The 25,503-nt window shown below is 67.7% G+C and carries 23 protein-coding genes and 2 pseudogenes; 13 read left to right on the forward strand and 12 right to left on the reverse strand.

All coding sequences use genetic code 11. The features are described 5' to 3' along the window. From kdpB to ACTMTI_RS16660, 4 genes are read left to right on the forward strand one after another with little or no spacing between them, the layout of a single operon-like run. Positions 1-2,127: a potassium-transporting ATPase subunit KdpB gene (gene kdpB / locus ACTMTI_RS16645; RefSeq protein ID WP_441121251.1), complete on the forward strand. Its 2,127-nt coding sequence runs from the start codon at positions 1-3 to the stop codon at positions 2,125-2,127. Further along, positions 2,128-2,988 (forward strand): potassium-transporting ATPase subunit C, encoded by an 861-nt coding sequence (locus tag ACTMTI_RS16650; RefSeq protein WP_441121252.1) that lies wholly within the window; start codon positions 2,128-2,130, stop codon positions 2,986-2,988. It begins immediately after the preceding gene. Then, positions 2,985-5,525: a DUF4118 domain-containing protein gene (locus ACTMTI_RS16655; protein WP_441121253.1), complete on the forward strand. Its 2,541-nt coding sequence runs from the start codon at positions 2,985-2,987 to the stop codon at positions 5,523-5,525. The genes ACTMTI_RS16650 and ACTMTI_RS16655 overlap by 4 nt, the downstream gene beginning before the upstream one ends. Continuing rightward, positions 5,522-6,190 (forward strand): response regulator, encoded by a 669-nt coding sequence (locus ACTMTI_RS16660; protein ID WP_441121254.1) that lies wholly within the window; start codon positions 5,522-5,524, stop codon positions 6,188-6,190. The genes ACTMTI_RS16655 and ACTMTI_RS16660 overlap by 4 nt, the downstream gene beginning before the upstream one ends. 153 nt (positions 6,191-6,343) lie before the next feature. Here the strand turns inward: ACTMTI_RS16660 and ACTMTI_RS16665 are convergent, their stop codons facing one another. From ACTMTI_RS16665 to ACTMTI_RS16680, 4 genes are all read right to left on the reverse strand, one after another. Next, on the reverse strand, positions 6,344-7,006 hold the full coding sequence (locus tag ACTMTI_RS16665; protein WP_441121255.1) for a potassium channel family protein: 663 nt from the start codon (positions 7,004-7,006) through the stop codon (positions 6,344-6,346). After that, positions 6,973-7,623, reverse strand: a complete 651-nt coding sequence (locus tag ACTMTI_RS16670) for a potassium transporter TrkG (protein WP_441121256.1) — start codon at positions 7,621-7,623, stop codon at positions 6,973-6,975. Before ACTMTI_RS16670 ends, ACTMTI_RS16665 begins: the two co-directional genes overlap by 34 nt. 151 nt (positions 7,624-7,774) lie before the next feature. Continuing rightward, positions 7,775-8,110 carry a hypothetical protein gene (locus ACTMTI_RS16675; RefSeq protein ID WP_441121257.1) on the reverse strand — a complete coding sequence of 112 codons (336 nt, stop codon included), beginning with the start codon at positions 8,108-8,110 and terminating at the stop codon, positions 7,775-7,777. 107 nt (positions 8,111-8,217) lie between these two features. Beyond that, on the reverse strand, positions 8,218-9,060 hold the full coding sequence (locus tag ACTMTI_RS16680) for a universal stress protein (protein ID WP_441121258.1): 843 nt from the start codon (positions 9,058-9,060) through the stop codon (positions 8,218-8,220). A gap of 129 nt (positions 9,061-9,189) precedes the next feature. Between ACTMTI_RS16680 and ACTMTI_RS16685 the strand changes: the two genes are divergently transcribed. Together ACTMTI_RS16685 and ACTMTI_RS16690 are read left to right on the forward strand one after the other, a co-directional pair. Beyond that, positions 9,190-9,867: a helix-turn-helix domain-containing protein gene (locus ACTMTI_RS16685; RefSeq protein ID WP_441121259.1), complete on the forward strand. Its 678-nt coding sequence runs from the start codon at positions 9,190-9,192 to the stop codon at positions 9,865-9,867. 455 nt (positions 9,868-10,322) lie between these two features. Beyond that, a pseudogene (locus tag ACTMTI_RS16690) lies at positions 10,323-10,439 on the forward strand (cation:proton antiporter regulatory subunit); the annotation flags it as partial. Positions 10,440-10,543: 104 nt separating this feature from the next. Here the strand turns inward: ACTMTI_RS16690 and ACTMTI_RS16695 are convergent. From ACTMTI_RS16695 to ACTMTI_RS16705, 3 genes and pseudogenes are all read right to left on the reverse strand, one after another. Then, positions 10,544-10,879 (reverse strand): annotated as a pseudogene (locus ACTMTI_RS16695) (hypothetical protein); the annotation flags it as partial. Positions 10,880-11,592: 713 nt separating this feature from the next. Further along, positions 11,593-11,994, reverse strand: a complete 402-nt coding sequence (locus ACTMTI_RS16700) for a helix-turn-helix domain-containing protein (protein WP_441121260.1) — start codon at positions 11,992-11,994, stop codon at positions 11,593-11,595. Between the two features lie 356 nt (positions 11,995-12,350). Continuing rightward, complete coding sequence (locus tag ACTMTI_RS16705; protein ID WP_441121261.1) at positions 12,351-12,761, reverse strand: organic hydroperoxide resistance protein; 411 nt, start codon at positions 12,759-12,761, stop codon at positions 12,351-12,353. A gap of 79 nt (positions 12,762-12,840) precedes the next feature. Here ACTMTI_RS16705 and ACTMTI_RS16710 point away from each other — a divergent pair, with 79 nt between their 5' ends. Continuing rightward, the gene (locus ACTMTI_RS16710) at positions 12,841-13,455 is read left to right on the forward strand and encodes a TetR/AcrR family transcriptional regulator (RefSeq protein WP_441121262.1); all 615 of its coding nucleotides are present in this window, start codon (positions 12,841-12,843) and stop codon (positions 13,453-13,455) included. Between the two features lie 455 nt (positions 13,456-13,910). Beyond that, complete coding sequence (locus tag ACTMTI_RS16715; protein ID WP_441121263.1) at positions 13,911-14,237, forward strand: transposase family protein; 327 nt, start codon at positions 13,911-13,913, stop codon at positions 14,235-14,237. Positions 14,238-14,273: 36 nt separating this feature from the next. On the opposite strand, the gene ACTMTI_RS16720 is transcribed toward ACTMTI_RS16715, so the two are convergent. Next, positions 14,274-14,942 (reverse strand): Type 1 glutamine amidotransferase-like domain-containing protein, encoded by a 669-nt coding sequence (locus ACTMTI_RS16720; RefSeq protein WP_441121264.1) that lies wholly within the window; start codon positions 14,940-14,942, stop codon positions 14,274-14,276. Positions 14,943-15,550: 608 nt separating this feature from the next. Here ACTMTI_RS16720 and ACTMTI_RS16725 point away from each other — a divergent pair. The 3 genes from ACTMTI_RS16725 (at position 15,551) to ACTMTI_RS16735 (ending at position 18,390) form a co-directional block, all read left to right on the forward strand. Beyond that, entirely contained in the window at positions 15,551-16,021 is a 471-nt protein-coding gene (locus ACTMTI_RS16725; RefSeq protein WP_441121265.1) for a hypothetical protein, read from the forward strand. A 521-nt stretch (positions 16,022-16,542) separates the two neighbouring features. Next, a complete protein-coding gene (locus tag ACTMTI_RS16730) occupies positions 16,543-17,379 on the forward strand; it encodes a hypothetical protein (protein WP_441121266.1) in 837 nt (278 codons plus the stop codon). 360 nt (positions 17,380-17,739) lie between these two features. Next, complete coding sequence (locus ACTMTI_RS16735; RefSeq protein ID WP_441121267.1) at positions 17,740-18,390, forward strand: NADPH-dependent F420 reductase; 651 nt, start codon at positions 17,740-17,742, stop codon at positions 18,388-18,390. 165 nt (positions 18,391-18,555) lie between these two features. Here the strand turns inward: ACTMTI_RS16735 and ACTMTI_RS16740 are convergent, their stop codons facing one another. The 3 genes from ACTMTI_RS16740 to ACTMTI_RS16750 form a co-directional block, all read right to left on the reverse strand. Continuing rightward, entirely contained in the window at positions 18,556-19,764 is a 1,209-nt protein-coding gene (locus ACTMTI_RS16740; protein ID WP_441121268.1) for an acyl-CoA dehydrogenase family protein, read from the reverse strand. Positions 19,765-19,939: 175 nt separating this feature from the next. Then, positions 19,940-20,866 (reverse strand): glucosyl-3-phosphoglycerate synthase, encoded by a 927-nt coding sequence (locus ACTMTI_RS16745; RefSeq protein WP_441121269.1) that lies wholly within the window; start codon positions 20,864-20,866, stop codon positions 19,940-19,942. Between the two features lie 60 nt (positions 20,867-20,926). Further along, positions 20,927-22,399 (reverse strand): helix-turn-helix domain-containing protein, encoded by a 1,473-nt coding sequence (locus ACTMTI_RS16750; protein WP_441121270.1) that lies wholly within the window; start codon positions 22,397-22,399, stop codon positions 20,927-20,929. A 238-nt stretch (positions 22,400-22,637) separates the two neighbouring features. Here ACTMTI_RS16750 and aceA point away from each other — a divergent pair, with 238 nt between their 5' ends. Beyond that, positions 22,638-23,921, forward strand: coding sequence for an isocitrate lyase (gene aceA, locus ACTMTI_RS16755; protein ID WP_441121271.1), 1,284 nt, complete (start codon positions 22,638-22,640; stop codon positions 23,919-23,921). A gap of 217 nt (positions 23,922-24,138) precedes the next feature. Here aceA and ACTMTI_RS16760 read toward each other — a convergent pair whose 3' ends face one another. Beyond that, positions 24,139-24,381 (reverse strand): hypothetical protein, encoded by a 243-nt coding sequence (locus ACTMTI_RS16760; RefSeq protein ID WP_441121272.1) that lies wholly within the window; start codon positions 24,379-24,381, stop codon positions 24,139-24,141. Between the two features lie 252 nt (positions 24,382-24,633). Here ACTMTI_RS16760 and ACTMTI_RS16765 point away from each other — a divergent pair, with 252 nt between their 5' ends. Beyond that, complete coding sequence (locus tag ACTMTI_RS16765; protein ID WP_441121273.1) at positions 24,634-25,089, forward strand: hypothetical protein; 456 nt, start codon at positions 24,634-24,636, stop codon at positions 25,087-25,089. Positions 25,090-25,503 lie beyond the last annotated feature (414 nt).

Consider the following 25,503-nt stretch of genomic DNA (forward strand, 5'->3'; position numbering starts at 1 on the left):
ATGTCAACGCACATGCTCGAATCACCGGGCCAGGCGCCGACTCCCGGAAAGAGCGGCCGGGTCGGCGGCGGCCTGCTCGACCCCGAACAGATGATCAAATCGCTGCCGGACGCGCTGAAGAAGCTCAACCCGGCCACCATGTGGCGCAACCCGGTCATGTTCATCGTCGAGATCGGCGCGGTCTTCACCACCGTCCTCGCCATCGCCGACCCGTCCTGGTTCGCCTGGGCCATCGTCGCATGGCTGTGGCTGACCGTGATCTTCGCCAACCTGGCCGAGGCGGTGGCCGAGGGCCGCGGCAAAGCACAGGCCGCCACCCTGCGCGCCGCCAAGCGCGACACCACCGCCCGCCGCCTCAAAAATCCGGACGACCACACCCGGTGGGACGTCGTCGCCGCACCCGGGCTCAAGCAGGGCGACTACGTGATCGTCGAGGCCGGGGAGGTCATTCCCGGCGACGGCGACGTGATCGAGGGCATCGCCTCGGTGGACGAGTCGGCCATCACCGGCGAGTCCGCGCCGGTGATCCGCGAGTCCGGCGGCGACCGCTCGGCGGTGACCGGCGGCACCAAGGTGCTGTCGGACCAGATCATCGTCCAGATCACGCAGAAGCCCGGCGAAAGCTTCGTGGACCGCATGATCGCCCTGGTGGAGGGGGCGAACCGGCAGAAGACGCCGAACGAGATCGCGCTCAACATCCTGCTCGCCGCGTTGACGATCATCTTCCTGGTCGCCACGGCGACGATGCAGCCGCTGGCGATCTACTCCAAGGAGATCAACCCGGGTGTGCCGGACTCGCTGGCGCTGACCGGCGACGGCGTGACCGGGATCGCGCTGGTGTCGCTGATCGTCTGCCTGATCCCGACCACGATCGGCGCACTGCTGTCGGCCATCGGCATCGCCGGCATGGACCGCCTGGTGCAGCGCAACGTCCTGGCCATGTCCGGCCGCGCCGTCGAGGCCGCCGGGGACGTCTCCACGCTGCTGCTGGACAAGACCGGAACCATCACCTTGGGGAACCGGCAGGCGAGCGAGTTCGTCCCCGTGCCCGGCGTGAGCGAGCAGGAGCTGGCCGCGGCGGCGCAGCTGTCCAGCCTGGCCGACGAAACTCCGGAGGGCCGCTCGATCGTGGTCTATGCCAAGCAGGCCTACGGGCTGCGCGAGCGGCAGCCGGGCGAGCTGGCCCACGCCGAATGGGTGCCGTTCACCGCGCAGACCCGCATGTCGGGGGTGAACCTGGACGGCCGCGAGGTGCGCAAGGGCGCGGCCACCGCGGTGATGAAGTGGGTACGCGATGCCGGTGGCCACCCGGCCGACGAGGTCGGGCACATGGTGGACGGCATCTCCGGCTCAGGCGGCACCCCGCTGGTCGTGGCCGAGAAAGGCCGGGTGCTGGGGGTGATCCATCTCAAGGACGTGGTCAAGCACGGCATGCGGGAGCGCTTCGACGAGATGCGCCGCATGGGGATCCGCACCGTGATGATCACCGGTGACAACCCGCTGACCGCCAAGGCCATCGCCGACGAGGCCGGGGTGGACGACTTCCTGGCCGAGGCCACCCCGGAGGACAAGCTCGCGCTGATCAAGAAAGAGCAGGCCGGCGGCCGCCTGGTCGCGATGACCGGAGACGGCACCAACGACGCCCCCGCCCTGGCTCAGTCCGACGTCGGGGTCGCCATGAACACCGGCACGTCGGCGGCCAAGGAGGCCGGGAACATGGTCGACCTGGACTCCAACCCGACCAAGCTCATCGAGATCGTCGAGATCGGCAAGCAGCTGCTCATCACCCGCGGCGCGCTGACGACGTTCTCGATCGCCAACGACATCGCCAAGTATTTCGCGATCATCCCGGCCATGTTCGCGGCGGTCTACCCGGGCCTGGACGCGCTGAACATCATGCGCCTGGCCAGCCCGCAGTCGGCGATCCTGGCCGCGGTGATCTTCAACGCGCTGGTCATCATCGCGCTGATCCCGCTGGCGCTGCGCGGCGTGCGGTATCGGCCGTCCAGCGCCGCCAAGCTGCTGTCACGCAACCTGTACGTCTACGGCCTCGGCGGGATCGTCGTACCGTTCATCGGCATCAAGCTCATCGATCTGCTGATCCAGTTCCTTCCGGGGATGTCATAAATGGACCGCATGCCCAGCTGGGTCCGCCAGCACGTGGCCGCGCTGCGCGCGCTGCTCGTGCTCACGGTGGTCACCGGCATCATCTACCCGCTCCTGGCCACCGGCGTGGCCCAGGCGCTGTTCAACGACAAGGCCAACGGCTCGCTGGTCGAGAAGGACGGCAAGGTCGTCGGCAGCGCGCTCATCGGCCAGTCCTTCACCGACGCCGACGGCAACCCGGTCAGGAAATACTTCCAGTCGCGGCCCTCGGCGGCCGGTGACGGCTACGACCCGACCGCGACCAGCGCCAGCAACCTCGGGCCCGAAGACGTGGTCGATACGCTGCCGGTACCCGGTGCCAAGGACGAGGAGGGCAACCCGGACGATGGCAAGCAGTCGCTGCTCACCCAGGTCTGCGCCCGGTCCAAGGCGGTCGGGGAGTTGGAGGGCGTCAGCGGCGCCCGCCCTTACTGCACGCCGGACGGGGTGGGCGCGGTGCTGAAGGTGTTCCCCGATCGCGCGGTCAGCGTCAACCAGGCCTGCCCCGCCACCCCCTTCATCGCCACCTACCAAGGGCTGAAGGTCGAGTGCGCCAAGCCCGGCGAAGACTACGCCGCCGGGAAGACCGTGCCCGTCAGGGGCGACGCGGGTACGCCCGCGGTGCCGGCCGATGCGGTCACGGCCAGCGGCTCCGGCCTCGACCCCGACATCTCCGTCGCCTACGCCGAACTGCAGGCGCCCCGCGTGGCCGAGGAGCGCGGGCTCGCGGTCGAGCGGGTGGAAGCGCTGATCGCCGAGCACACCACCGGGCGCGCCCTCGGCTTCATGGGCGAGCCGGCCGTCAACGTGCTCGAACTCAACCTGGCGCTGGACCGGTCATGAGGAGGGGCCGGCTGCGGGTCTACCTCGGGGCGGCCCCCGGGGTGGGCAAGACGTACGCGATGCTCGGCGAGGGCCGGCGCGGCCTGGAACGGGGCCGGGACGTGGTCGTCGGCTTCGTCGAGACCCACGGCCGCGCCCGCACCGCCGCCCTCGTGGAGGGTATGGAGATCATCCCCCGCAAGACGCTGGTCTATCGCGGGGCCACGTTCACCGAGCTGGACGCCGAGGCGGTCATCGCCCGCCGGCCGAAGGTGGCGCTGATCGACGAGCTGGCCCACACCAACGTACCCGGCTCGAAGAACGCCAAGCGCTGGCAGGACATCGACGAGATCCTCGACGCCGGCATCGACGTGATCTCCACCGTCAATATCCAGCACCTGGAATCGGTCAACGACGTCGTCCACCAGATCACCGGCATCCCGCAGCGGGAGACCGTCCCGGACGAGGTGGTACGCCGCGCGAACCAGATCGAGCTGGTCGACATGTCCCCCGAGGCCCTACGCCGGCGCATGGCCCACGGCAACGTCTACGCCCCCGAGAAGGTGGACGCGGCGCTGTCGAACTACTTCCGCGTCGGCAACCTGACCGCGCTGCGCGAGCTGGCGCTGCTGTGGGTGGCGGGCAAGGTGGACGAGCAGCTCGACCGCTACCGCGCCGACCACGGCATCGGTGCCACGTGGGAGGCCCGCGAACGTGTGGTGGTGGCGCTGACCGGCGGCCCGGAGGGCGACACGCTGGTACGCCGGGCCGCCCGCATCGCCGCCCGCACCAAGGGCGCCGACCTGCTGGCCGTGCACGTCACCCACTCCGACGGGCTGGCCGGCGGCGACCCGGCCAACCTGGCCCGCCAGCGCGCCCTGGCCGAAAGCATGGGCGGCACCTACCACCAGGTAGTCGGCGACGACATCCCGCGCGCGCTGCTCGACTTCGCCCGCGGCGTCAACGCCACCCAGCTCGTACTGGGCGCCTCCCGGCGCGGCCGCTTCGCCCAGATCCTTTCCCGGGGGGTCGGCGTGGAGACCGCCGCCCTCTCCGGCCCCATCGACGTGCACCTGGTCACCCACGAGGAGGCCAAGAAGGGCCGCAGGCGGCCCGAACGCGCCCGAGCGGCCTTGACCAGGAAGCGCAGGCTCGCCGGGTGGGGGCTGGCAGTGGCGGGCCTGCCGCTGCTGACCGCCGCGCTCGTCCCATTCCGGGACGTGATCTCGCTGCCCAGTGAGATCCTGCTGTTCCTGTGCCTGGTCATCGGCGTCGCCCTGATCGGCGGCACGTGGCCGGCGATCACTGCGGCGGTCGGCGGGGTCGTGCTGCTCAACTGGTTCTTCACTCCGCCCTTTCACACCTGGGTCATCGCCGACCCGGAGAACTTCCTCGCCCTCGTCGTGTTCGTCCTGGTCGCCGCCGCGGTCAGCGCGATCGTCGACCTGGCGGCACGGCGTACCAGAGAGGCCGCCCGCGCCCGCGCCGACGCCGAGGTGCTGTCCACCCTGGCCGGGCATGTCCTGCGCGGCGAGGCCGCGCTGGCCTCGCTGCTTGGGCGGCTGCGTGAGACGTTCGGCCTGGACTCGGTCACCCTGCTCGAACGCGTCGGCGAGCCCACCCCGGACGACACCTCCCAGCCCGCCGCGTGGCGCATCGTCGCCACGTCGGGAGCGGCGCCGTGCACCAGCCCCGCGGTGGCCGACACCGACGTGAAGATCAGCGACCGACTGGTGCTGGCCTCGCGGGGGAGATTGCTGGACGCCAGTGACCGGCGGGTGCTGGAGGCGTTCGCCGCCGAGGCCGCCGTCGCGCTGCGCCAGGAACGCCTGCAGGAGGAGGCCGAGCAGGCCAAACCCCTGGCCGAGGCCGACAAGATGCGCACCGCGCTGCTGGCCGCCGTCAGCCACGACCTGCGGAGCCCGCTGTCGGCCGCCAAGGCCGCCGTCGAGAGCCTGCGCAGCCGAGACGTCGACTGGACCGCCGAGGACCGCGAGGAGCTGCTGGCCACCGCCGACGAGTCCCTGGACCGGCTGGACAGGCTGGTGGAGAACCTGCTCGACATGAGCCGCCTGCAGGCCGGCGTCCTCGGCCTGACACTCCAGCCCATCGCCCTGGAGGAGATCGTCCCCCGCGCCATCGACGACCTCGGCCCACTGCGCGACCGCATCGACGGCGACATCTCCTTCGACCTGCCGGAGATCATCGCGGATCCCGCGCTCCTGGAACGCGTACTGGTCAACCTCATGGCCAACGCCGTGCGCTACAGTCCGCCAGGCGAGAAGGTGCTGGTCACCGCCAGCTGGCACGAGGATGTGGTGGAGATCCGGGTCATCGATCGCGGACCTGGCATCCCGCCGGAGGCCCATGAGCGGGTCTTCCAGCCGTTCCAGCGGCTCGGCGACCGGGGGAACGGCACCGGCGTCGGGCTGGGGCTCGCGCTCTCACGTGGGCTGACCGAGGCCATGGGCGGCACTCTCACCCCCGAGGAGACCCCGGGGGGTGGCCTCACCATGATCATCCAGATGCCCATCTCGTCCAAAGCGGTGACCCCATGACCAAGATCCTCGTCGTCGACGACGAGCCCCAGCTCCTGCGCGCGCTGCGCATCAATCTGGCCGCCCGCCACTACGAGGTCGCGGTCGCCGACGACGGCGCCTCCGCCCTGCGCCAGGCCGCTGAGTGGCACCCCGACCTGGTCGTGCTCGACCTGGGCCTGCCCGACATCGACGGCGTGGACGTCATCCACGGCCTGCGTGGCTGGACCAAGGTTCCGATTGTTGTGCTGTCCGGCAGAGCCGGGAACCAGGACAAGATCGACGCCCTGGACGCCGGCGCCGACGACTACGTGACCAAACCCTTCAGCATCGAGGAGTTCCTCGCCCGCATCCGCGCCGTCTCCCGCCGCTCCGCTGTCCAGGAGGCCGAACTGGCCAGCATCGAGATCGGCGACCACACGGTGGATCTAGTCGGCAAGACCGTCTCGGGCGGCATGCGACTCACCCCCACCGAATGGCACATCCTGGAAATCCTGCTGCGCAATCCCGGCAAGCTCATCCCCCAGCGCTACCTGCTGACCGAGGTCTGGGGCAGTCAGTACTCCAATGAAACCCACTACCTGCGCCAGTACATGGCCCAGCTCCGCAAGAAACTCGAACGCGACCCCGCCCACCCGGCCCACCTCATCACCGAGCCCGGCATGGGCTACCGATTCACCCCCTGACGCCCCACTGCTACCGCGCCGACCACAGCATCGCGGGGACCTGGGAGGCCCGTGAACGGGTGGTGGTCGCCTCAGCCGGCGGGCCCAGGAGTGACCGGCTGGTACGCCGGCCTGTGGCCCGCGATCATCGCCGCCAGATGCTCTCGCGAAGCTTCAGGGCAGTTCGGCGAACCGTTCGACCTGTTCAGGGCTGCCGGAGACGATGATGACGTCGCCGTAGGCGAGTTCGGTGTCGGCGGTGGCGTAGGTGAATTCCTCGTTCGAGGGCTTGACCGCCACGATGGTGACGCCGTGTTTGCGGCGCAGGCCGGAGCGGCCGAGCTCGATGCCGACGTAGTCCTTGGGCGGGCGGATCTTGGCCATCGCGAAGTGCTCGTCGACCTGCATGTAGTCCAGCAGCCGGCCACTGATCAGGTGGGCGACGCGCTCCCCCATGTCGTGTTCGGGGAAGACGACGTGCTGGACGCCGAGGCGTTCGAGGATCTGGCCGTGCTGCCTGCTGATCGCTTTCGCCCAGATGTCGTCGATCTCCAGCTCGACCAGCAGCGAGGAGGTGAGGATGCTGGCCTCGATGTCGCTGCCGATGGCGCACACCGCGCGGCGGAAGTCGGGCACGCCAAGCTGGCGCAGCGCGTCGAGGTCGGTGGAGTCGGCGGTGACGATCTGTGTGAGGTGCCCGGTCAGGCTCTGCACCACTTTGGGCCGATGGTCGATGGCCAGCACCTCGGTGCCGCGCCGGACGAGCTCCAGCGCCAGCGAGCTGCCGAACCGGCCCAGCCCGATCACCACGACCGCGTCGCTCTTCTTGTCAGCCAACGATGACACGCTCCTCGGGTAGTTCGTAATGACGAGCGCGCTCCTTCAGCGCGAGCGCCGAGCCCAGCGTCAGCGGCCCGATCCGGCCGACGAACATGAGCAGCACCAACAGCAGGTGCCCGGCGGGCGGCGGCGTCGGCGGTGATCCCGGTCGACAGTCCGACCGTACCGAATGCGGAGACCACCTCGAACAGCACCTGGTCCAGGCTATGCGGGGTCAAGGCCAGCAGTATGTAGGTGGCGACCCCGACCAGGCCGACTCTGATCGCAGTGATCGAGATGACCTGCCGCTGCGCGCTTTCGGCCAAGCGGCGGTGGCCGACGTTGACACGCGGTTCGCCGCGCATTTCGGCCCAGATCATGAAGGCCGGCAGCCCGAACGTGGTGACCTTGATGCCGCCCGCGGTGCCCGCGCTGCCACCGCCGATGAACATCAGCACATCGGTGGCCAGCAGTCTAGTGGGATACAGCTGGGCGATGTCCAGGCTGTTGAACCCGGCCGTGCGCGGCATCACGCCGGCGAAGAAGGCGGCCAGCAGCTTGCCGGGATCATCCAGCCTGCCCGACGTCGCGGGGTTGCGCCACTCGGTGGCCAGGATGACCAGCGTGCCGACCACCAGCAGGACCAGCGTTACCCCGGCTGTGATCCTGGTGAGAACCGCGGCGACTGGCGCGACCTGGTTGTGGCCGCCGCCTGCCGCGTTGCCGGGTGCGCAGGCCCGGCCGGGTTCGCCGGACAGGCGTGCTTGGGGCGGTGAGAGCGCGGGTTCAGGTGTCGTGTGAAGTGCGGCCGCTCGTGCCGGTGGTGGCGGGCAGGATGCCGGTGTGGTCGAGCCGGTCGCGGGCGGCGGCGATGGCTTCAGGGGTGGTGGTGAAGACATGGCCGGCCTGGTCGAGGCGGGCGATGACGCCGAGGGCTTCCAGGGGCTGGTGGTGGCCGTCGCGGATGCCGGAGACGAAGACCGTGATGCCGCGGCGTTCGAGCCGTTCGATGGCGTCGCCGAGGACCAGGGCGCCGCTTGCGGCCACGATGTCGGCGAACGACGCATCTTCCAGCACGGCGATGGCCACCCGGCCCATGACGTCCTTGACCTCGATCGACATCACATGCCTCCTCACTTCCACTCCTACGCTCCTCCTCGGCGGCCCTGCATCATAACGGCGAACGTCCCGCGTGTCGGGGGCCAAGGTCCTCGATCTGCCGGCGGTTCCTAGGAGCGGACCACCGCCACCGGGCAGTGGGCGTGGTGCAGTACGCCCCGGCTGACCGAGCCGAGCAGCATCGACCTCATGGCGCTGCGCCCGTGAGAGCCCACCACCAGCAGATCCGCCTGCCCGGACGCCGCGACCAGGGCATCCACGGGGTGCGCCGCATGGACGTCCTCGACGACCGTCACCTGCGGATACTCCTCGCGGGCAGCGTTCAGCCGGTCGCGGACGACCTGGTGCTGCGCCGTGCGGACCTCGTCCATGTCGTAGGCGGCCTCCGGCGCGAAGGCATGCACCGGCAACTGCCAGGCGTGCACGGCCCGCAGCGTGGCGCCGCGCAGCTTGGCCTGCTCGAACGCGTAGGCCAGCGCCGGCTCGCACTCCGGCGAGTCGTCGACCCCGACCACGATCTCCCCGTGCACCGGCCGGTGCTCGGGGCGCACCACCACGACCGGGCAGCGCGCGTGTCCGGCCACGTGCGTGCTGACCGATCCCAGCAGCGCGCCGGCGAACCCGCCGAGCCCGAGGCTGCCGATGACGATCTCAGTGGCGTCCTTGGCCTGCTCGCGCAGGACCGTGGCGGGCGCGCCCGCCACTTCCTGCGTCGTGACCTCGGCCGTGGGCCGGCGCTCGTGCACGAGCGCCTCGGCCTCGCGCAGGATCCTCCGCCCTTCACGCAACAGCGCATCGGGCAGGGACGGGTTGGGGTATCTGTCGATCTGGTACGGGGTGCGGTCCACCGCGTGCACGATCCGCAGCGGCACCCGCATGCGGAAGGCGTCGTTGGCCGCCCACTCCACCGCGGCCCGTGCGGTCACCGAGCCGTCCACTCCTACGATGATCATGTCGTGTCCTCCTTCGTTCACTTACCCATCGGACCGCGCCCACGCCAGCTCGCTGCAGGGCCGGAGGTCAGTCCGGCATGGGCCGAAGGACCCTGTCTCCCGCATGGGCCAGTGGGTAGCTTCAGGACCATGACCAGGGAGGACACGCTCATGACAGGCACCGGCGATTTCGGACGCCGCATTCGCCATCACCGCGACCGGCTCGGCCTCACCCGCGAGCAGGTCGCCGACCGCACGGACATATCGGCCGGACGCCTCCAGTACTTGGAGGATCACGCGGACGTCCCGGAGACAGGTACGGTGATCCGGCTGGCCGCCGCCCTGGAGAGCACACCCCAGGACCTGCTCGACAGAGGCCTCGACCACCCGCCCGGCCCAGGCATCGCTGCCGCCGACCCGGCCCTGCGGGTCCTGGACGCCCGGGAATGCCTGCGCCTGATCGCGCCGGGCGGTATCGGCCGGGTGGCATTCAACGGCTCCCACGGGCCCACCGTGCTGCCCGTGAACTACAAGGTCCACGACGGCGCCATCGTCTTCCGTACCGCCTACGGCGGGCCCATGGACCAGGACCTGCGCGCCGGGCGGAAAGGGGTGGAGATCTTGATCGGCTTCGAGGTGGACCGGATCGACGAGGCCATGCGGCAGGGTTGGAGCGTCCTGGTCCAGGGCTCCGCTCACCACGTGCCGGAAAACGAGGTGGACCAGGTCGCCGAGGCTCACGTGACCCCGTGGGCGGGCGGCGACCGACCCCTCTACATCCGCATCGTCCCGCACCAGATCACCGGCCGGCGCATCGACGCCCGCTGAAGGACGACCGGCTACGCCGGCGGCACTGGTAGGGAATGTACCTGCCGCGGAACGCGCTGTCGCCGATGCGCGTTCGGCTGTTCCCATACGCCCTATAGCCGGGCGTGGTCGCCGACGGTGTCCTCCCACAAGAGGTGTTCACCTGCCGTGATGATGGCTGCACGGACGTGAACGAGGTGCTGTTGCCGGGTGTAGGACTGCGGTTTGAGTTCACCACCCATGCGGGGGATCGAATCGGCGTGGTGGCTCGGCGGACGGGCGAGTTCGAGGTGGTCGGCTATGTCGGCGGTGACCCGGATGTGGGCAGGCCGCTGTTCCGGCTCAACGAGGAGGAGGCCGACGCGCTGGCCCAGATCTTGGGTGCGCCGCGGATTGCCGAGCGGTTCGCGGACCTGACCCGGGAGGTGCCTGGATTGAGCACTGAACCGGTGAGGGTGACGCCCGGTTCGCCGTATGTGGATCGTCCGTTGGGGCACACGCGAGCGCGGACCCGCACCGGCGCGTCGGTGGTGGCGATCGTACGGGGTGAGGACGTGATCGCTTCGCCCGGTCCCGACCAGGTGTTGCGGTCTGGTGACGTTCTGGTGGTGGTCGGTACCCAGGACGGCATCGCGGGTGTGACGCGGATCATCCGGACCGCGAGGAGCACCGCCCGGCCCCGCCACCAGCCGTGCTCGGACGTCCAGTGGCGAGCTCTGGCCACGTGGGCGAGGGTGAGCCGGGCGAAGACCAGGGTGAGCACGGCCTGGGTCCTGACCTGGGTGTCGTCCCAGCCCAGCCGCCGGGCGACCTCGACGGCGGCGACGACCAGCAGGCTGACGATGAGTGAGCGGATCTGGATTCGGGCGAGCACCGATCGGGACAGCAGCCCGTCACGGCTGGGCCTGGTGGCGAGGGGGTCGCCGGGCGCCCGGTCTATGAATGGCGGCCAGCCGCCCTGCCGACACGTCACCGCCCTCATCAACGCCCACCTGTAGCAGGTGGAGCAGTGCATCGCCGAACTGCCCGCCATCTGCGCCGCTCCACGAACGGGCCGCCGGCGTCGATCCCGCCAACTGTGGGCCGGAGGAGATCTGCACCATCCTCACACCCCATAACGGCGCCGTACGTGGACTCGTCCTGAGGGCCCTGGGAAAGATCTCAGTCGATGGCCGGCGCTATGGGTTGTCCGGATCGATCGGTTCCAGGGGTTGGGTGGCTGGACCGTGCAAGACGGCCCCGTCGGTTCCGAAGCGTGATCCCTGTGATTGCTCATGAGAGCACTTTCATGAGGGAAGTGGATCACTCGTGACGGTAACACACGAAGCGGAACATAACCTGATTATGTCCCGCTCTTAGCGATCTTCAGCGACTGTCTGTTGAAGTTCGGTTACTTCTTCTCTTCAGCCGCCACTGTCCGCCAGATTTGGTCAACGAGACGAAGGCCACCATCCGTGCCGCGTGGCGCCGCGAAATGGGTTTCTTCCTTGCAGGCGTACTCTTGTCCGCGGCCTTATCCGTCCCCATCGGTATCTGGGTGAACAGCATCAGCTAAGACGCGGCGGACACCTTCCGCGCCCCAGCTCGTGGGCGTGTCGCAGTCTGATCGCATCGGTGGCGCGCCATCTGGCGATGTTGTGCAATGCGAGGATGAGAGAACAGCCCCGCGACCCTCATCCGCTTGAGCGGAGCTCCTGGATGTTCCCGATCTTCGGCGGGTTCGTGGGACTGGCCTCGATCGTGGCCTTAGCGAACAGCGGATCGTGGGTACGCACAGCCATCGTGGTAGTGGTTGCCCTCGTGGCGGCTGCGGTGACGGTCTTCATCATCCGGCGCCGTTCGCGAACAAGAGAGCGGCTCGCGGCGAGCGCCCCTGTCACAGAGCTCACCCCTCGCGCCGAAAAGTTCCAGAAGGCGTCTGACGAATTCGCCGGCTACCTGAAAAGTCCAACAGGCGATCAACGAGCAGAAGGAGTCGCGGGACGCGCTGATCGCCCAGGCGCAGCTCACTCGCCGCGCCCGGCCCCGCGCCCGCAGCAACGCGCCCGCCTCCACCAGCAGCCTATGCACGAATCCGGACGAGCGGCCCGTCGAGACCGCCAGCTCCCGCACCGACTCGACGATGCGACCATTCTTCCTGACCTGCACGAGGGAATCCTTGAAAACGCCAAGTTAGCCCTGGAAGGCGGCTCTCTCATCGCTGGCGCCACTGGTGCTGCGGGCTCGGTCGTAGCGGCGCCGGCTGCAGTGATGTTTGGAGCCGCTGCCCTCGCCGGGAAGTACGCCGAGAAGAACATGTCGCCCTCCGATTCACCCCCTGACGCCCCACTGCGGCTTCGACTCCTACCGCGCCGACCACAGCATCACGGGGACCTGGGAGGCCCCTCCAAAACACCATCTTGACGAGGGCCAGGCCCGCCCGCACGACCTCAGCCGGGCACTACGGGCCGTGCGGCGTCGGGCGATCAGGACCGGGACCCGGCCATCCGCGATGAGGTTTCCGGTTACTCGATCACCAGGTTGACCGGCATGTTGCCGCGGGTGGCGTTGGAGTACGGGCACACCTGGTGGGTGGCCTCGACGAGCTCGCGAGCCGCGTCGGCGGAGAGGTTGTCGGGCAGTTCCACGCGCAGGGTGGCGTCGAGTTGGTAGCCGCCGTTGCCGTTGGGGCTCAGGCCGACCTCGGCGGTGACGGAGGCGTCGGAGACATCGATGTTCTTCTGGCCGGCCACCAGTTGCATGGAGCTGGCGAAACAGGCGGCGTAGCCGGCGGCGAAGAGCTGCTCGGGATTGGTGCCATTGCCATTGCCGCCCAGCTCTTTCTGCAGGGCGAGCCTGACGTCGAGCTTGCCATCGGAGGAAACGGCGCGGGCGTCACGGCCGGCGGAGGAGGCGATGGCGGTGTAGATGTTCATGTGCTGCCCTTCTTCTATACAGACCTGTCTGTCTATCTGAAGCGTAAGCCTAGACAGATCTGTCTGGTACGGTCAAGGAGTGAGCGCAGAAACATCGGAAGGTCGCCGCCAGAGCCCGGCGCGTGCCCGTGTGCTCGACACGGCCGCGCGCCTGTTCTACGCCGAGGGCGTCCACACGGTGGGCATCGACCGGATCATCGCCGAGGCGGGCGTGGCCAAGGCCACCTTTTATCACCACTTCCCCAGCAAGGACGACCTCGTCCGCGCCTACATCGCCGAGCACAGCCGGCTGCAGCGCGATCTCGCCGTTCGGTTGCGCGCCGCTTCGCCCCGCGAGACGTTGCTCGCCATCTTCGCGTTCATGTCCGAGTTCGGTGCCGGATCCGCCTATCGAGGTTGCCCCTTCGTCAACACCGCCGCTGAATATCCCGACCCCGCCCATCCCGTCCGGCAGACCATCGACGAGCACCGGCGTTGGACCCGCGACTCGTACCGCGACCTGCTGGTCGCCGAGGGCCATCCCGACGCCGAACGCACCGCCGACATCCTCATGCTGCTGAGAGACGGGCTCGTGGTCGGCTTCGACCTTGACGATGTCGCCACCGTCGGAGCCGCGCTCCGCGACGCACTGGACAGGATCCTGGTCGGCCCGGCTGGTCGTGCCGCGGCAGACACTGTGGCCGACCACGAATAGCCGCACCGGATCGGCCGGCCGCCAGGCGGGTCGCGTCGGTGACGCCGACCCGCCCTTCGTGTGGCGTGCCCCGCCGCCCGGCCCGCTCGGCGACGTACGCGACAGAGGGACCAGAGGCCTGTGCGACTAACCGCCGAGCAGTTGCTGGACTGGCTCATAAGGCGGCGGTGGTGTGGCCGACAGCGTCGGTGCCGTGATGGTCAACGCCGGCGGCGCCCAAGAGCACCACCCGGGACCACGGCGAAGTATCGGTAACAGTCTGAGTGTCCGTTTCGTGGAGTGACTGTTCCGGGGTTGCCGGAGGGGCCCCTGGAAACTCCTCTGAGGACGAGAACGGGCACGACCTTCGAGATCATGACATTCTCGACGCCTAATGATCACCAGAGAAGACCGTGCCTGTCTCCTCATCATCGTCGATCGGTGCTGCCCTTGGCCAACTGGCCGAGCACGGGCCGGTGGCCGCCTCCGCCGCCGACTGCCTCAACTTGCTGGAGTGCTTCCAGCGACTTCCCGACCCCCGTGATCCACGTGGCCTCCGGCATGCGCTGGCGTCGTTACTGGCCGGTGCCGCGGCTGCCGTGCTGGCCGGCGCGCGCTCGTTCACCGCGATCGGTGAGTGGATCGCCGATGCTCCCGCCCAGGTGATGACCGCTCTCGGCGTCCGGCGGGATCCGCTGAGCCGGGCATGGCAGCCGCCGGACGAATCAACCGTGCGACGTCCGGGCTCTCGCTTGGAATGTGGCATGACCGGATGGCCGCAGCGCACGCAATCTGCGGCATGAGAGGGCGCCTCGCTCACTCGCGCCTGGCGCCGGTGGCTAGGAGGAAAAGGACCTCCAGTGCCCCTCGGAGACGACCTCGACGGTGCCGTCGGTCACCTTGATGGCCGTCTTGTCGTCGATGGCGTACGCCGGACCCGCGATGTCGGCGGCCCATCTCTCAGCCTCGGCCATGGTGTTTCCCGGCATGAGCTCGTGTCCCAGGTGCGGGAAGATCGAGAAGTCGACGACCCCTAGGGTGCGGTCGCTTCCGGTAGGCGGCGTCCATTCGACGAAGTAGTCACCGATCCGGGGGGTCATCACCATGCTTCCGGCGCTCACCCCCACCCAGACCGTCTCGGGCAGCGACGGCAGGAGATCCGCCAGCCCGGACTGCCGCATCCAGTGGCACAGGTACGTCGCATCGCCGCCGTCCACCAGCAGGACGTCAGCCTCCCGGACCCAGGGGACCCAGCGGGTCTTTCCGATGCTGGGCAGTGCGGTGAGCTCGAGGATGCCCACCGACTTCCAGCCCAGGTCACACATGGGTCCCGGGGTCTGTCCCGCGATGAAGCGCCAGGCTGAGGCCGGCGTGCACATGGGGTGGCCATACTCCGCCGTAGGGATACAGAGGGCACTGGAGTCGGCGATCGGCTTGCCCAGCAGGTCGACCAGCGCATCGCGGATGCTCGTGTTCGTGACGCCCCCGGACGTGAGAAGAAGCTTCAAGATGCCTCCTGATTCGAGTGCGATGGAGCGGTGTGATGTGTAGACCTGGGACCAACGCGAGACTCATCGCTGCTGGGGGCAAACGACCATGACGTGGAAAGCAACAGGTCCGTAGCCGTCATGTCAACCCTGCGGGCCCGGTAAGCGCGGGTCCGGCAAGCCGGCGAGCAGTACCAGCGTCGCGGCGGACTCGCACCGAACGCCAGACCCCGCCCCCGGCCCACACCGTCGACGACGCTCCACCGAGAGTGGAGTCGAAACTCGCGAACATCGACCTTCCCTCTCAGCGACCGTTGTCAAATCTGGCAAGCAGATGGCGCCGCGTCAGACGAACGATCCACGTGATCTAAAAACAGGGACAAAACTCCACTACGCCGGAGCCCTGGAGCACCACCGCCGCCGCTCGGACAAGGCTCGTTTCTTGCTCCTTACCTCTGGCTCTGAAGGTGATCTCTAGACGAGACCACTTCTCCCAAGGGCTTTACGCTTTGCTGATCAGCGGGTGTGCGGCCCCGAGCCGCTCGGCTCGAAAGCGGCGAAATGGTCTGCCGTTAATGATCGGAAGTGGCTATCGGCACCGGGCCCCGCTGCGCGCCTAGTGTCGAGCCATGACGAGTGTTTCCTCTGATTACACGCATGTGCGCAAGCGGCTTTCGGCGGGCGAAGGCCTCGAACTGCCCGGCGTCCGCTTCAAGTGGTACGACCTCCACCGGGAGGACCGCGAGATCGGCGAGGAGGTACGAAAGGAGGCACGCGAGTTCCTCCGGGCAGAGATCAGCGGGATCACTCCGGCGGGCGACCTCGGTTTCGTCATCCTGCACCGCGTCGGGGACGCGTATCTCCTGCTCGTATGCACGTGGCTGAACGACAACGAGTTGTGGGAGACGGCCTATCTCAAGGATGCAGCGGGGTTCGAGCTCATCCCGTTCGGAGAAACAGCCAAGGGGACCTACTGCGTGTGGGAGATGGGCGCCATCCTGCACGAGCAGCAGGCCTGGATCCGCTACCTGTTCTCCTCTCGCGACGCCGAGGCCGGACGCGTCTACCTCGCCGACCGGCACCCCGGCGGCCTGATCTGATGCTCGGCGTAGCCGCCAGGACCGCACCTCGGAACTGATCCTGCGCAGGGCTTCCCCTTGTTCCCAAACGCCCTATGGCCGGGCGTGGTTGCCGACGGTGACATCCACAAGAGGTGTTCACCTGCCGTGATGATGAAACCATATGTCCTAGCTGCGCCCTCTGGCTCGCTCATCGACCCCGGCTGCTACGCCATCGAATTGGCTGCGGTCACGATAGGCACAAGGCCTGAAGTTACGGCAATGACAAGTACATATTTGAGTCACCGTTAATATATGGCCGATCCAAGTTATCCCGGAAACGTCAGACTACGAACAGATCTATAACGCATCAAGGCCGCTAAACGGGTAAATATAATCAACAAGTTCACACCATGACAAACGAGTCCACAAGGAAGCCTTGCGGGACAGTCCGTAGAAGTCCAGTGCGCGTCGGGGTTGCTGATCATGGCCATGAAAGCGATGCTGTGATTAGCGTGATGCCCTGAACGACGGGTGTCCTCCTTGCGAGAACGGAGAGATCCGTGGCCCTTACTGTTAACGCGGTAACTATCGACGCACTGGACCGTATCAACGGGGTGCATCGGTACAACGGCTCCGGTACTTCCTGGACCCAGATCAGAGGAGAGGTTACCGTCGGCGAGACTGTTGGCGGGGGATGGGGGATGATCGTTGGGGGCACCGGCGACGAAACGGGTACCATACTCGGCTATAGCGGAACCCCCTTTGACTGGTTCTCCATGGGCGAGCGTGGTGCGACATACGCCATCTCCGATGACACGGTCTACAAGACAACTCAAGACGGTAGTCAGGTACTCCAGTTCGATGGCTTCGAGGGCTCCACGCCACTCTGGAGCAAGGTCGGCGGCTCTGCGTTTCTTGAGGCAGCAGCAGGTTCCCGTGTAGTGGCGCAGATGCCCGACAATCTGCAGGGTGAAACGTTCCTCTATACCGGCAATCCGAACGAGTGGGAACACATCGGCCCTGAGGGGGGCGCGTACGCAATCGCGGATACGGTCTATCGATCGGACCCTCTCGGCACCAAGGTGTTCAAGTACACAGGCGTCGGAACCTCGTGGGACGACATTGGCGGCCCGCCTGGTGGTGTCGCCCAAATTTTCGCTGGAGGCTTCGGTCTATTCGTCACCGCTCTTGATGCGAGTGGCGTATTCCGGTATCAGGGCACGCCGGGCAACTGGGACCGTATCGGGGAGCAGAGTGGATCCTGCGCGGTCACAGACGATACGGTGTATCGCGTGGGTGGGGACGGGACTGTATTTCGGTACAACGGGTTCGGGGTTTCCTGGTCGTCCATCGGCCGCCCCGACCGCGTATTTTCCATCGTCGTCGCTGGCGACTAGCGATCCTTGGGTGCTAGCTAGAAACGACAAAGAGCGCCCCGCCCCTCCCGCGAAGGGAGACGCTGTTGGCGAAGTAGTTCAAACAGAGGCATCCCCTTGATCACGGGGATGCTTCTAGTTGGAGGGTGTTGCTGCACTCCTGTCACACAGTTGTCAGCGCCAATTGTGTGACAGTCTGCGATTTCGTATCGCGCAACGGGCGGATGTTGTCGGGTAGACAGCGGCGCCAGGCGGGTGTGGGGGAGGTTCGCCCCAGCGGGTGGTTTTGCGCCGCGTGCAAGGTCCTACGACCAATGGCGTATGGCATACCCGGCTGTGGTGGGAGGCGGCGGCGGGCGAGACCGCCATAGGGTCAATGCCATGAAGATCGGAATTCTTGGAACGGGCAACGTAGGACGGGCACTTGCCGTCTGCTGGGCCGGTGCCGGCCATGACGTCGTCCTGGGATCGCGGCGGTCGGCCGACACCGAATTGCGGGAGGAACTGGCGGCTGCGCTGGGAGAGGACGTATCGATCGTGGACCCGTCCTCAGCCGTCGTGGGTGCGGAGGTGGTGGTCAACGCGACACCCGGCGCAGCGTCCGTGCCGCTGCTCGCCGAGATAGGTGCCCCGGCCCTGGCGGGGAAGGTGCTGCTCGACGTGTCGGTTGGTTTCACGGAGGACGGCGCGCTCTCCCATCCTGGAGAGAGCCTCGGTGAGGAAATCCAGCGAACGTTTCCGGACACGATGGTGGTCAAGACGCTCTGTACCATCGACGCACGGCTCATGGGCGCGCCTGACTCGTTGGAGAGCCCGAGCACGCTCTTCCTCTCAGGGGATGACGCCGAGGCCAAACGCACGGTCGGCGGGCTCCTGAATGACCTGGGCTGGTCTACGGGGTCGTTGCTCGATCTGGGAGCCATCACCACCGCTCGGGGCCAGGAGCATTACAGTTTGCTCTTCCTGGGGATCGCCGGCGCGATCGGCTCGTATGGTTTCGGGATACGGGTGGTTCCTCCGACCCGGGGCTAGGTGGCGGTCTTCAGATCGGCGGTTCCGGCGGCCCGGATCTTCGTAAGGCAGAACTGAGACGGAACTGGGGTCTGACGCCCGATGATCTGTCGGCTGGGGAAGGCGTGGCCGGCGTGGCGCGACAACTGCTCTGTGGCCACGCCATCCCTCTGACCTGCGGAATCCTTACCTCACCGGCAGGCCGGTCACGGCTCGCCCGATGATGAGGCGCTGGATCTCGCTTGTGCCCTCAAAAATGGTGTAGATCTTGGCGTCCCGGTGGAAGCGCTCGACAGGGTGGTCCCTCGTGTAGCCCGCGCCGCCCAGGATCTGCATCGCCTGCTCCGTCACCCACACCGCCGTCTCCCCCGCCACCAGCTTCGACATCGACCCCTCCGCCCGCTCGAACTGCCTGCCGTTGCGCGCCATCCAGGCGGCCCGCCAGGTCAGCAGGCGGGCCATGTCCACGCGCGTGGCCATGTCGGCCAGCAGGAACGCGATCGCCTGGGTTTCACCGATCTTGCGGCCGAACTGCTCTCTTTCGCGGGCGTAGTCGCGGGCGTACTCGAAGGCCGCCCTGGCGATGCCCACCGCCATCGCGGCGACGGACGGGCGGGTGGTCTCGAACGTGCGCATCGCCGCCTGCTCGCGGGACCGTTCGCCGTTGCGTACGCGGTCCAGCCGGACGTCGAGTTTCTCCTTGCCGCCGAGCAGGCAGGAGCCGGGTACGCGGACGTCGTCCAGGATCACCTCGGCCGTGTGCGAGGCGCGGATGCCGTGCTTGCGGAACTTCTGGCCCATGGACAGGCCGGGGGTGCCGGGCGGGATGACGAAGGATGCCTGGCCCCGGGTGCCGAGGGCCGGCTCGACCGCGGCCACGACCACGTGGACGTCGGCGATGCCGCCGTTCGTGGCCCAGGTCTTGACGCCGTTCAGCACCCAGTCGCCGCGGTCGTAGACGGCGCGGGTGCGGATCGCGCCGACGTCGGAGCCCGCGTCCGGCTCGGAGGCGCAGAAGGCGCCCAGCTTGACGTCGTTCTCGGTGCCGAACATCTGCGGCAGCCACTCCCCCATCTGCTCAGGGGTGCCGTTCGAGGACAGGGCGGCGGCGGCCAGGCCGGTGCCGACGATGGCCAGGCCGATGCCCGCGTCGCCCCAGAAGATCTCCTCGAACGCCACGGGCAGCCCCAGCCCGCTCTCCTCGAACCATTGGGTGGCGAAGAAGTCGAGGGAATACAGGCCGATCTTGGCCGCCTCCTGGATGACCGGCCAGGGGGTCTCCTCTCGCTCGTCCCATTCGGCGCCTGCGGGGCGGATCACGTCGCGGGCGAACTCGTGCACCCAGTCACGTACTTGGACGACGTCGTCACTGAGCTCCGGACAGAACCCGCTCATGTGCTGCACTCCTCGAACACGCGTGACGTTACCGGTGGTAACACCTTACCGATCGGTAGCCCCCCGCAGGAACGGTTCGAGCGTGCGGATTCACGACCCGCCCGGCTCCCTCGTACGCGAGCCGGACGCTCGGCCGGCGGCCGCTGGTGGCCGGGGCGGCCGCGAGGGTGCGGGTTCAGGCGGCAATGGTGATCATGGGCGGGCGTTCCGCGATGCCGATGTCCCTGCTCGTGAGCTCGTGCCCGCACGGCCCACGCCGGAACTGCGCCAGCCGTACGGACGGTTCATGAAATGCTTGGATTTTGCCCTGGCGTTGCAGGCGCGACCAGGCGGCGAGCATGATCTGGCAGGCCATGCCGCCCAGCGCCTCGGTCGACTGCGGGGCGTGCTCGCGCGAACCCAGGTCCACCTGCGCGAACGCGTCCAGCCCTGCCAGGTCGAGCAGGTCGATGAGCAGGCCGAGCTCGACACCGTACCCGGTCAGGAACGGGACGCGCTCCAGCGCCGAGCGGCGCCCGGCGTACTCCCCGGCCAGCGGCTGCACGAATCCCGCGAGCTGCGGCCAGTGCAGATTGATCAGCGGGCGGGCGACCAGCTCCGTCACCCGGCCGCCGCCGTTGGGCGCGCCGTTCAGCGGGCGGTCGTAGCAGCCCTTGGTGTAAACGACGGTGGGGTCCGCGAGCAGCGGCCCGAGCACGCCGCAGATCAGCGACGGGCGAAAACTCCGGATGTCGGCGTCGGCGAACACCAGCACGTCACCGCGGGTGACCGCCAGCGACTTCCACAGTGCCTCGCCCTTGCCGTCGAGCGGTTCGAGCTGCGGCAGGATCTCGTCCTGGGCGTGCACCCGGGCCCCGGCCAGCGCGGCCACCCGCGCGGTGTCGTCGGAGGAGCGCGAGTCGATGACCACGACCTCGTCGACGAGCCGGGCCAGCTCCCGCCGGATGACCCCCACGATCTCGCCCACGGTGTCCCGCTCGTCGCGAGCCGGGAGCACCACACTCACGCTGGTCTGACCCTTGGCGGCCACCAGGTCCCGCAGCGGCCAGTCCGCCGCGGACGAAGTACGGCGCCGCAACCATCCGCGCACCTCAGGCAGCATTGCGACACCTCCCCCGATTCCCCCTATGCCACAAATACCCGAAATATCCGAGATGTCAGCTTATGTGCTATTAGCGTGGCGCTCCAGGAAGGTGTAGACGTCCGCCTCGTCCACTCCGGGAAACGATCCGGGCGGCAGCGCGGCCAGCACGTGGGAGTTGGCTCGGGCCGACGGCCAGGCGTACCCCTCCCAGCGTTCGGCCAGCTCGGCGGGCGGGCGGCGGCAGCAGTCGCCGTTGGGGCAGTTGGACTTGGTGCGGTTGGTGGTCTCGCGACCCCGGAACCATCGCGACTCCTTGTACGGCACCCCGAGAGTGATCGCGAAGTCCCGCTCGCGCGACGGATCGACGTGCGCCACGCAGAAGTACGTGCCGGTGGGCGAGTCGGAATACTGGTAGTACACCGAGAACCGATCCGGCGAGGCGAACACCTGCCGCCCCGACCACTGCAGGCACATCCGCTGGCCCTCGATGGCCCCCTGCTCGTCGGCGGGGAAGACGATCCCGTCGTTCTCGTACGCCTTGTAGATGGTGCCGCCGGCGTCGTTGCGCACGAAGTGGCAGACGAGGCCGAGGTGGTGGGTGGCAAGGTTGGTGAAGCGGTGGGCGGCCATCTCGTACGACACCGCGAACACGTCCCGCAGGTCCTCCACCGACAGCGCCCGGTCGCTCTTGGCCTCCTGCAGGTAGAGCACGGCGGCCTTCTCGGGGACCAGGACGGCGGCGGCGAAGTAGTTCGCCTCGGTGCGCTGGCGCAGGAAGTCGGCGAAGTCGCGGGGCTTGTCGTGGCCGAGCGCGAGGTGGCCGAGCGTCTGGAGCAGGATCGTGCGCGGGGTGTGCATGCCGAGCTGCTCGTGCTTGACGTAGATGCGGCGGTTGCGCAGGTCCGTGATGGAGCGTACGGATCGCGGCAGGTCCTGTGCGGTGTGCACGGTGTAGCCGAAGTGGGTGACCAGGCTCTGGATCATGCTCTGGGACAGGGCGCCGGTGCGGTAGCCGACCGCGTCGAGGGCCTTGGCGGCGGCCTGCTCGATCTCGGGGAAATAGTTGCCCACCTCGCGCTGCCTGCGCCGGAGCTCGGCGTTGGCGGCCCTGGCCTCCTCCGGGGTGGCGGTGCCGCGGGCCTGCCTGGCGCGCAGTTCGCCGTACAGGCCGAGGATGTGCTCCAGCACGTCGTTCGGCACGCGCGTGGAGACCTTCAGCCGCGGCAGGCCGAGGCCGGTGTAGAGGGGGTCGCGCTGCGCCTCCTCCAGCGCGATCTCGAGCTGGGCCCGGCGGTTGGGCGGCTGGCGGCGCAGCAGCTCCTCGACAGGTACGCCGAGGGCGGAGGCCAGCGACTTGAGCAGCGAGAGCTTGGGCTCGCGCTTGCCGTTCTCCAGCAGCGACAGCTGACTGGGCGCCCGGCCGACGCGCGAACCCAGGTCGGACAGGGTGAGCCCGCGTTGTTTGCGCAGGTGGCGCAGGCGCTGGCCAAACGCGATGAGATCAAGCTCCTGCGTCAAAGACAGCGGTTCTTCACCCAGCAAGGACCCCATGTCTGAATCTTAGACAGAAATTCGGCCCATCTTCTAGCCTCCCGACCCCCCTCGCGCAGCAGTCCGCCGATTGGTCTAGTCCAACGGTAAAACTGGCGATTTCTTCTGCACTGAATACCCGCCAGTAATGGACATAACGGAAACTTTCGCGAATCTTCTCCATGATTCCGTCTATGGGGGCGAGCGCCCAGGGCAGAAACTCGGCGTAAGCACCCAGGGGACGACACAAGGAGTGAACATGATCGATCGCCTCAAGGGAGCTGCGGAGCAGCTGCGAGACGAGTGGGAGGGCGACCCTCGCTGGGAGGGCGTCGAGCGCACCTATGGCGCCGAAGAGGTGATCAGGCTGCGCGGCAGCGTCCAGGAGGAGCACACGCTGGCCCGGCTCGGCGCCGAGCGGCTGTGGGACCTGGTGCACACCGAGGACTACGTCAACGCCCTCGGCGCCCTGACCGGCAACCAGGCCGTGCAGCAGGTGAAGGCAGGGCTGAAGGCCATCTATCTGTCCGGCTGGCAGGTCGCCGCGGACGCGAACCTGGGCGGGCAGACGTACCCGGACCAGAGCCTGTACCCGGCCAACTCCGTGCCCGCCGTGGTGCGCCGCATCAACAACGCGCTGCTGCGCGCCGACCAGATCACCTGGTCGGAGGGCATCGAGAGCCCGCATTGGCTGGCGCCGATCGTGGCCGACGCCGAGGCCGGGTTCGGCGGGGTGCTGAACGCCTTCGAGCTGATGAAGGGCATGATCGCGGCCGGTGCCGCGGGCGTGCACTGGGAGGACCAGCTCGCCTCCGAGAAGAAGTGCGGCCACCTGGGCGGCAAGGTGCTGATCCCGACCGGCCAGCACATCAAGACCCTGAACGCCGCCCGCCTCGCCGCGGACGTCTGCGGCGTCCCCACGCTGATCATCGCGCGGACCGACGCACAGGCCGCGACGCTCCTGACCAGCGACGTGGACCCGCGCGACCAGGAGTTCACCACCGGCGAGCGCACCGCCGAGGGCTTCTACCGGGTCAGGAACGGCATCCAGGCGTGCATCGCGCGCGGCCTGGCCTACGCGCCGTACTCCGACCTGCTCTGGATGGAGACCGGCACGCCGGACCTGGACGTGGCCCGCGAGTTCGCCGAGGCGATCAAGGCTCAGTACCCGGACCAGCTACTCGCCTACAACTGCTCGCCGTCGTTCAACTGGAAGAAGCACCTGGACGACTCCACGATCGCCAAGTTCCAGCGAGAGCTGGGGCACATGGGGTACAAGTTCCAGTTCATCACCCTCGCCGGGTTCCACTCCCTGAACTACGGGATGTTCGACCTCGCGCAGGGTTACGCGTCGGACGGCATGACGGCCTACGTGGAACTCCAGGAGGCCGAGTTCGCCGCCGAGGCGCGCGGTTACACCGCCACCCGGCACCAGCGTGAGGTCGGCACCGGCTACTTCGACCTCGTCAGCACCGCCGTCGCACCCGACTCCTCGACCACCGCGCTGCGCGGCTCCACCGAGGAAGAGCAGTTCAACCACTAGATCCCCCTGATCTCGCCGGCCACCTCCAGGGCATGGGATGGTTCCCCCGGCGATGGGCCGCGCCAGTCTCCCCCCAGCACTGGCGCGGCCCACTTTTGTGCGCGCCACCCGCTCTGGAAACCGGGCACCGGAAGATCGCATGATCACTCCTTGCCCGGCGCGGTTTTGGTATCGGCTGGTAATCGACTGCAGTCCTTCGTAGCTTTTCAATGGGATTTCATGGGTCGAAGTTGGGACGGAAGCCAACCCTCATTGGTTTGATCATTGGTTCGATCATGGCCGACCCATGAATCATGGGTCGGTTGGGAGAGACGACAAAGACCCGGACCTCACGGCTGAGATCCGGGCCCTGGCGAGCGAGCGTGACGGGGTCTATCGCCAGCTCTACATGCAGCAGGCCCACCCGTGCCGTCGCCTCGGCCTTCGCCAGCTCGCCACCGCCGAGCAGCTTCACCGCCATCGCCGCCAAGTCTCGCGCGATCCTCAGCGGCGCGGCGTGAGGCGACGGCGCTCGACTGCGACATACCGGCGATATACCGGCCTCGTCTAGCGTGGCATCCCGAACATGCAGGTTCGGCTATCAGACAGAGGTTGTCAGGCCGGAACTGTCGGACAAGGACTATCGGGCATACGCACATAGTCCCGGAAGAGAGGATTTCCCGTGGCCCGAACGCGACGATGGGTAACCGCGCTGGCCGGCGCTCTCGTTCCCATGGCGCTCAGCGTCTTCGCGGCGCCCAGCGCAGCCGCTGAACCGATCCCAGGAATCCCGAAGTTCAAACATACGGTCAATGTGTCGAGGACCTATACGGCTGCGGTGAACTTCAACAAAGTACTGGCAAGCTGCTCCGCCGGAGTCGGCGGCACCTGCTCGATCTCAAAATCATTCTCCGTCACGCGCACCATTCAACTCGGTCTGAACATGTCACGCGGGGCAGTTGCCGCTCAGCTCGGCTGGAGTGAAGGCACTTCGGTGACGGTGACGGCGCAGTGCAATTCCCGGCCGTTCACCAAGGGTGGACAGGTATACCGAGCTTACCCGCAGGGAATAAAGAAGCGGTACACGATCACCAAGAAGATGTACATTGACGGAAAATTGAAGAAGACCACGACAGCCGGCCCGTACGAGGCTTTCAGCCCCAAGGGGGTTTCCTGTCACCTGAGTTGAACAACGCTGACCGCTGACAAGAATCGCGCTCCGGTGCGGGAAACGGGAAACGTCTCCTTCGCCGGAGCCCGTGGTCTCACGGTTGAAATCAGAAATAGGCAAGAACCGGGGGACGTTTCGGCTCTTCCCCGGGAGGCTCGACTTCGTACTGAACCCGGCATGGGTACGACTGTCCTCCGGGAGCAGCCGCTTACATCGACCTCGCGGGGAGTCAGCTACATTTGCTGCCCTCTGCCTCGCTCGCCTGGCCCACCTCAGCCCTAACCGGTGCGACCAAACCTTTAGCTCGGAGACCTCGTCAGCCGAAGACTGCTCGCAGGGCCTCCAGTAGGAACGGCCGCCGTCCCGCACGCGCCCGCACGATGTGGCCACTGCCGCGCCGGTACTCATGCCCGCCCCGTGGATCCACATCGC

The organism is Nonomuraea sp. H19, assembly GCF_052068215.1.
In the GTDB taxonomy this organism is placed as follows: domain Bacteria; phylum Actinomycetota; class Actinomycetes; order Streptosporangiales; family Streptosporangiaceae; genus Nonomuraea.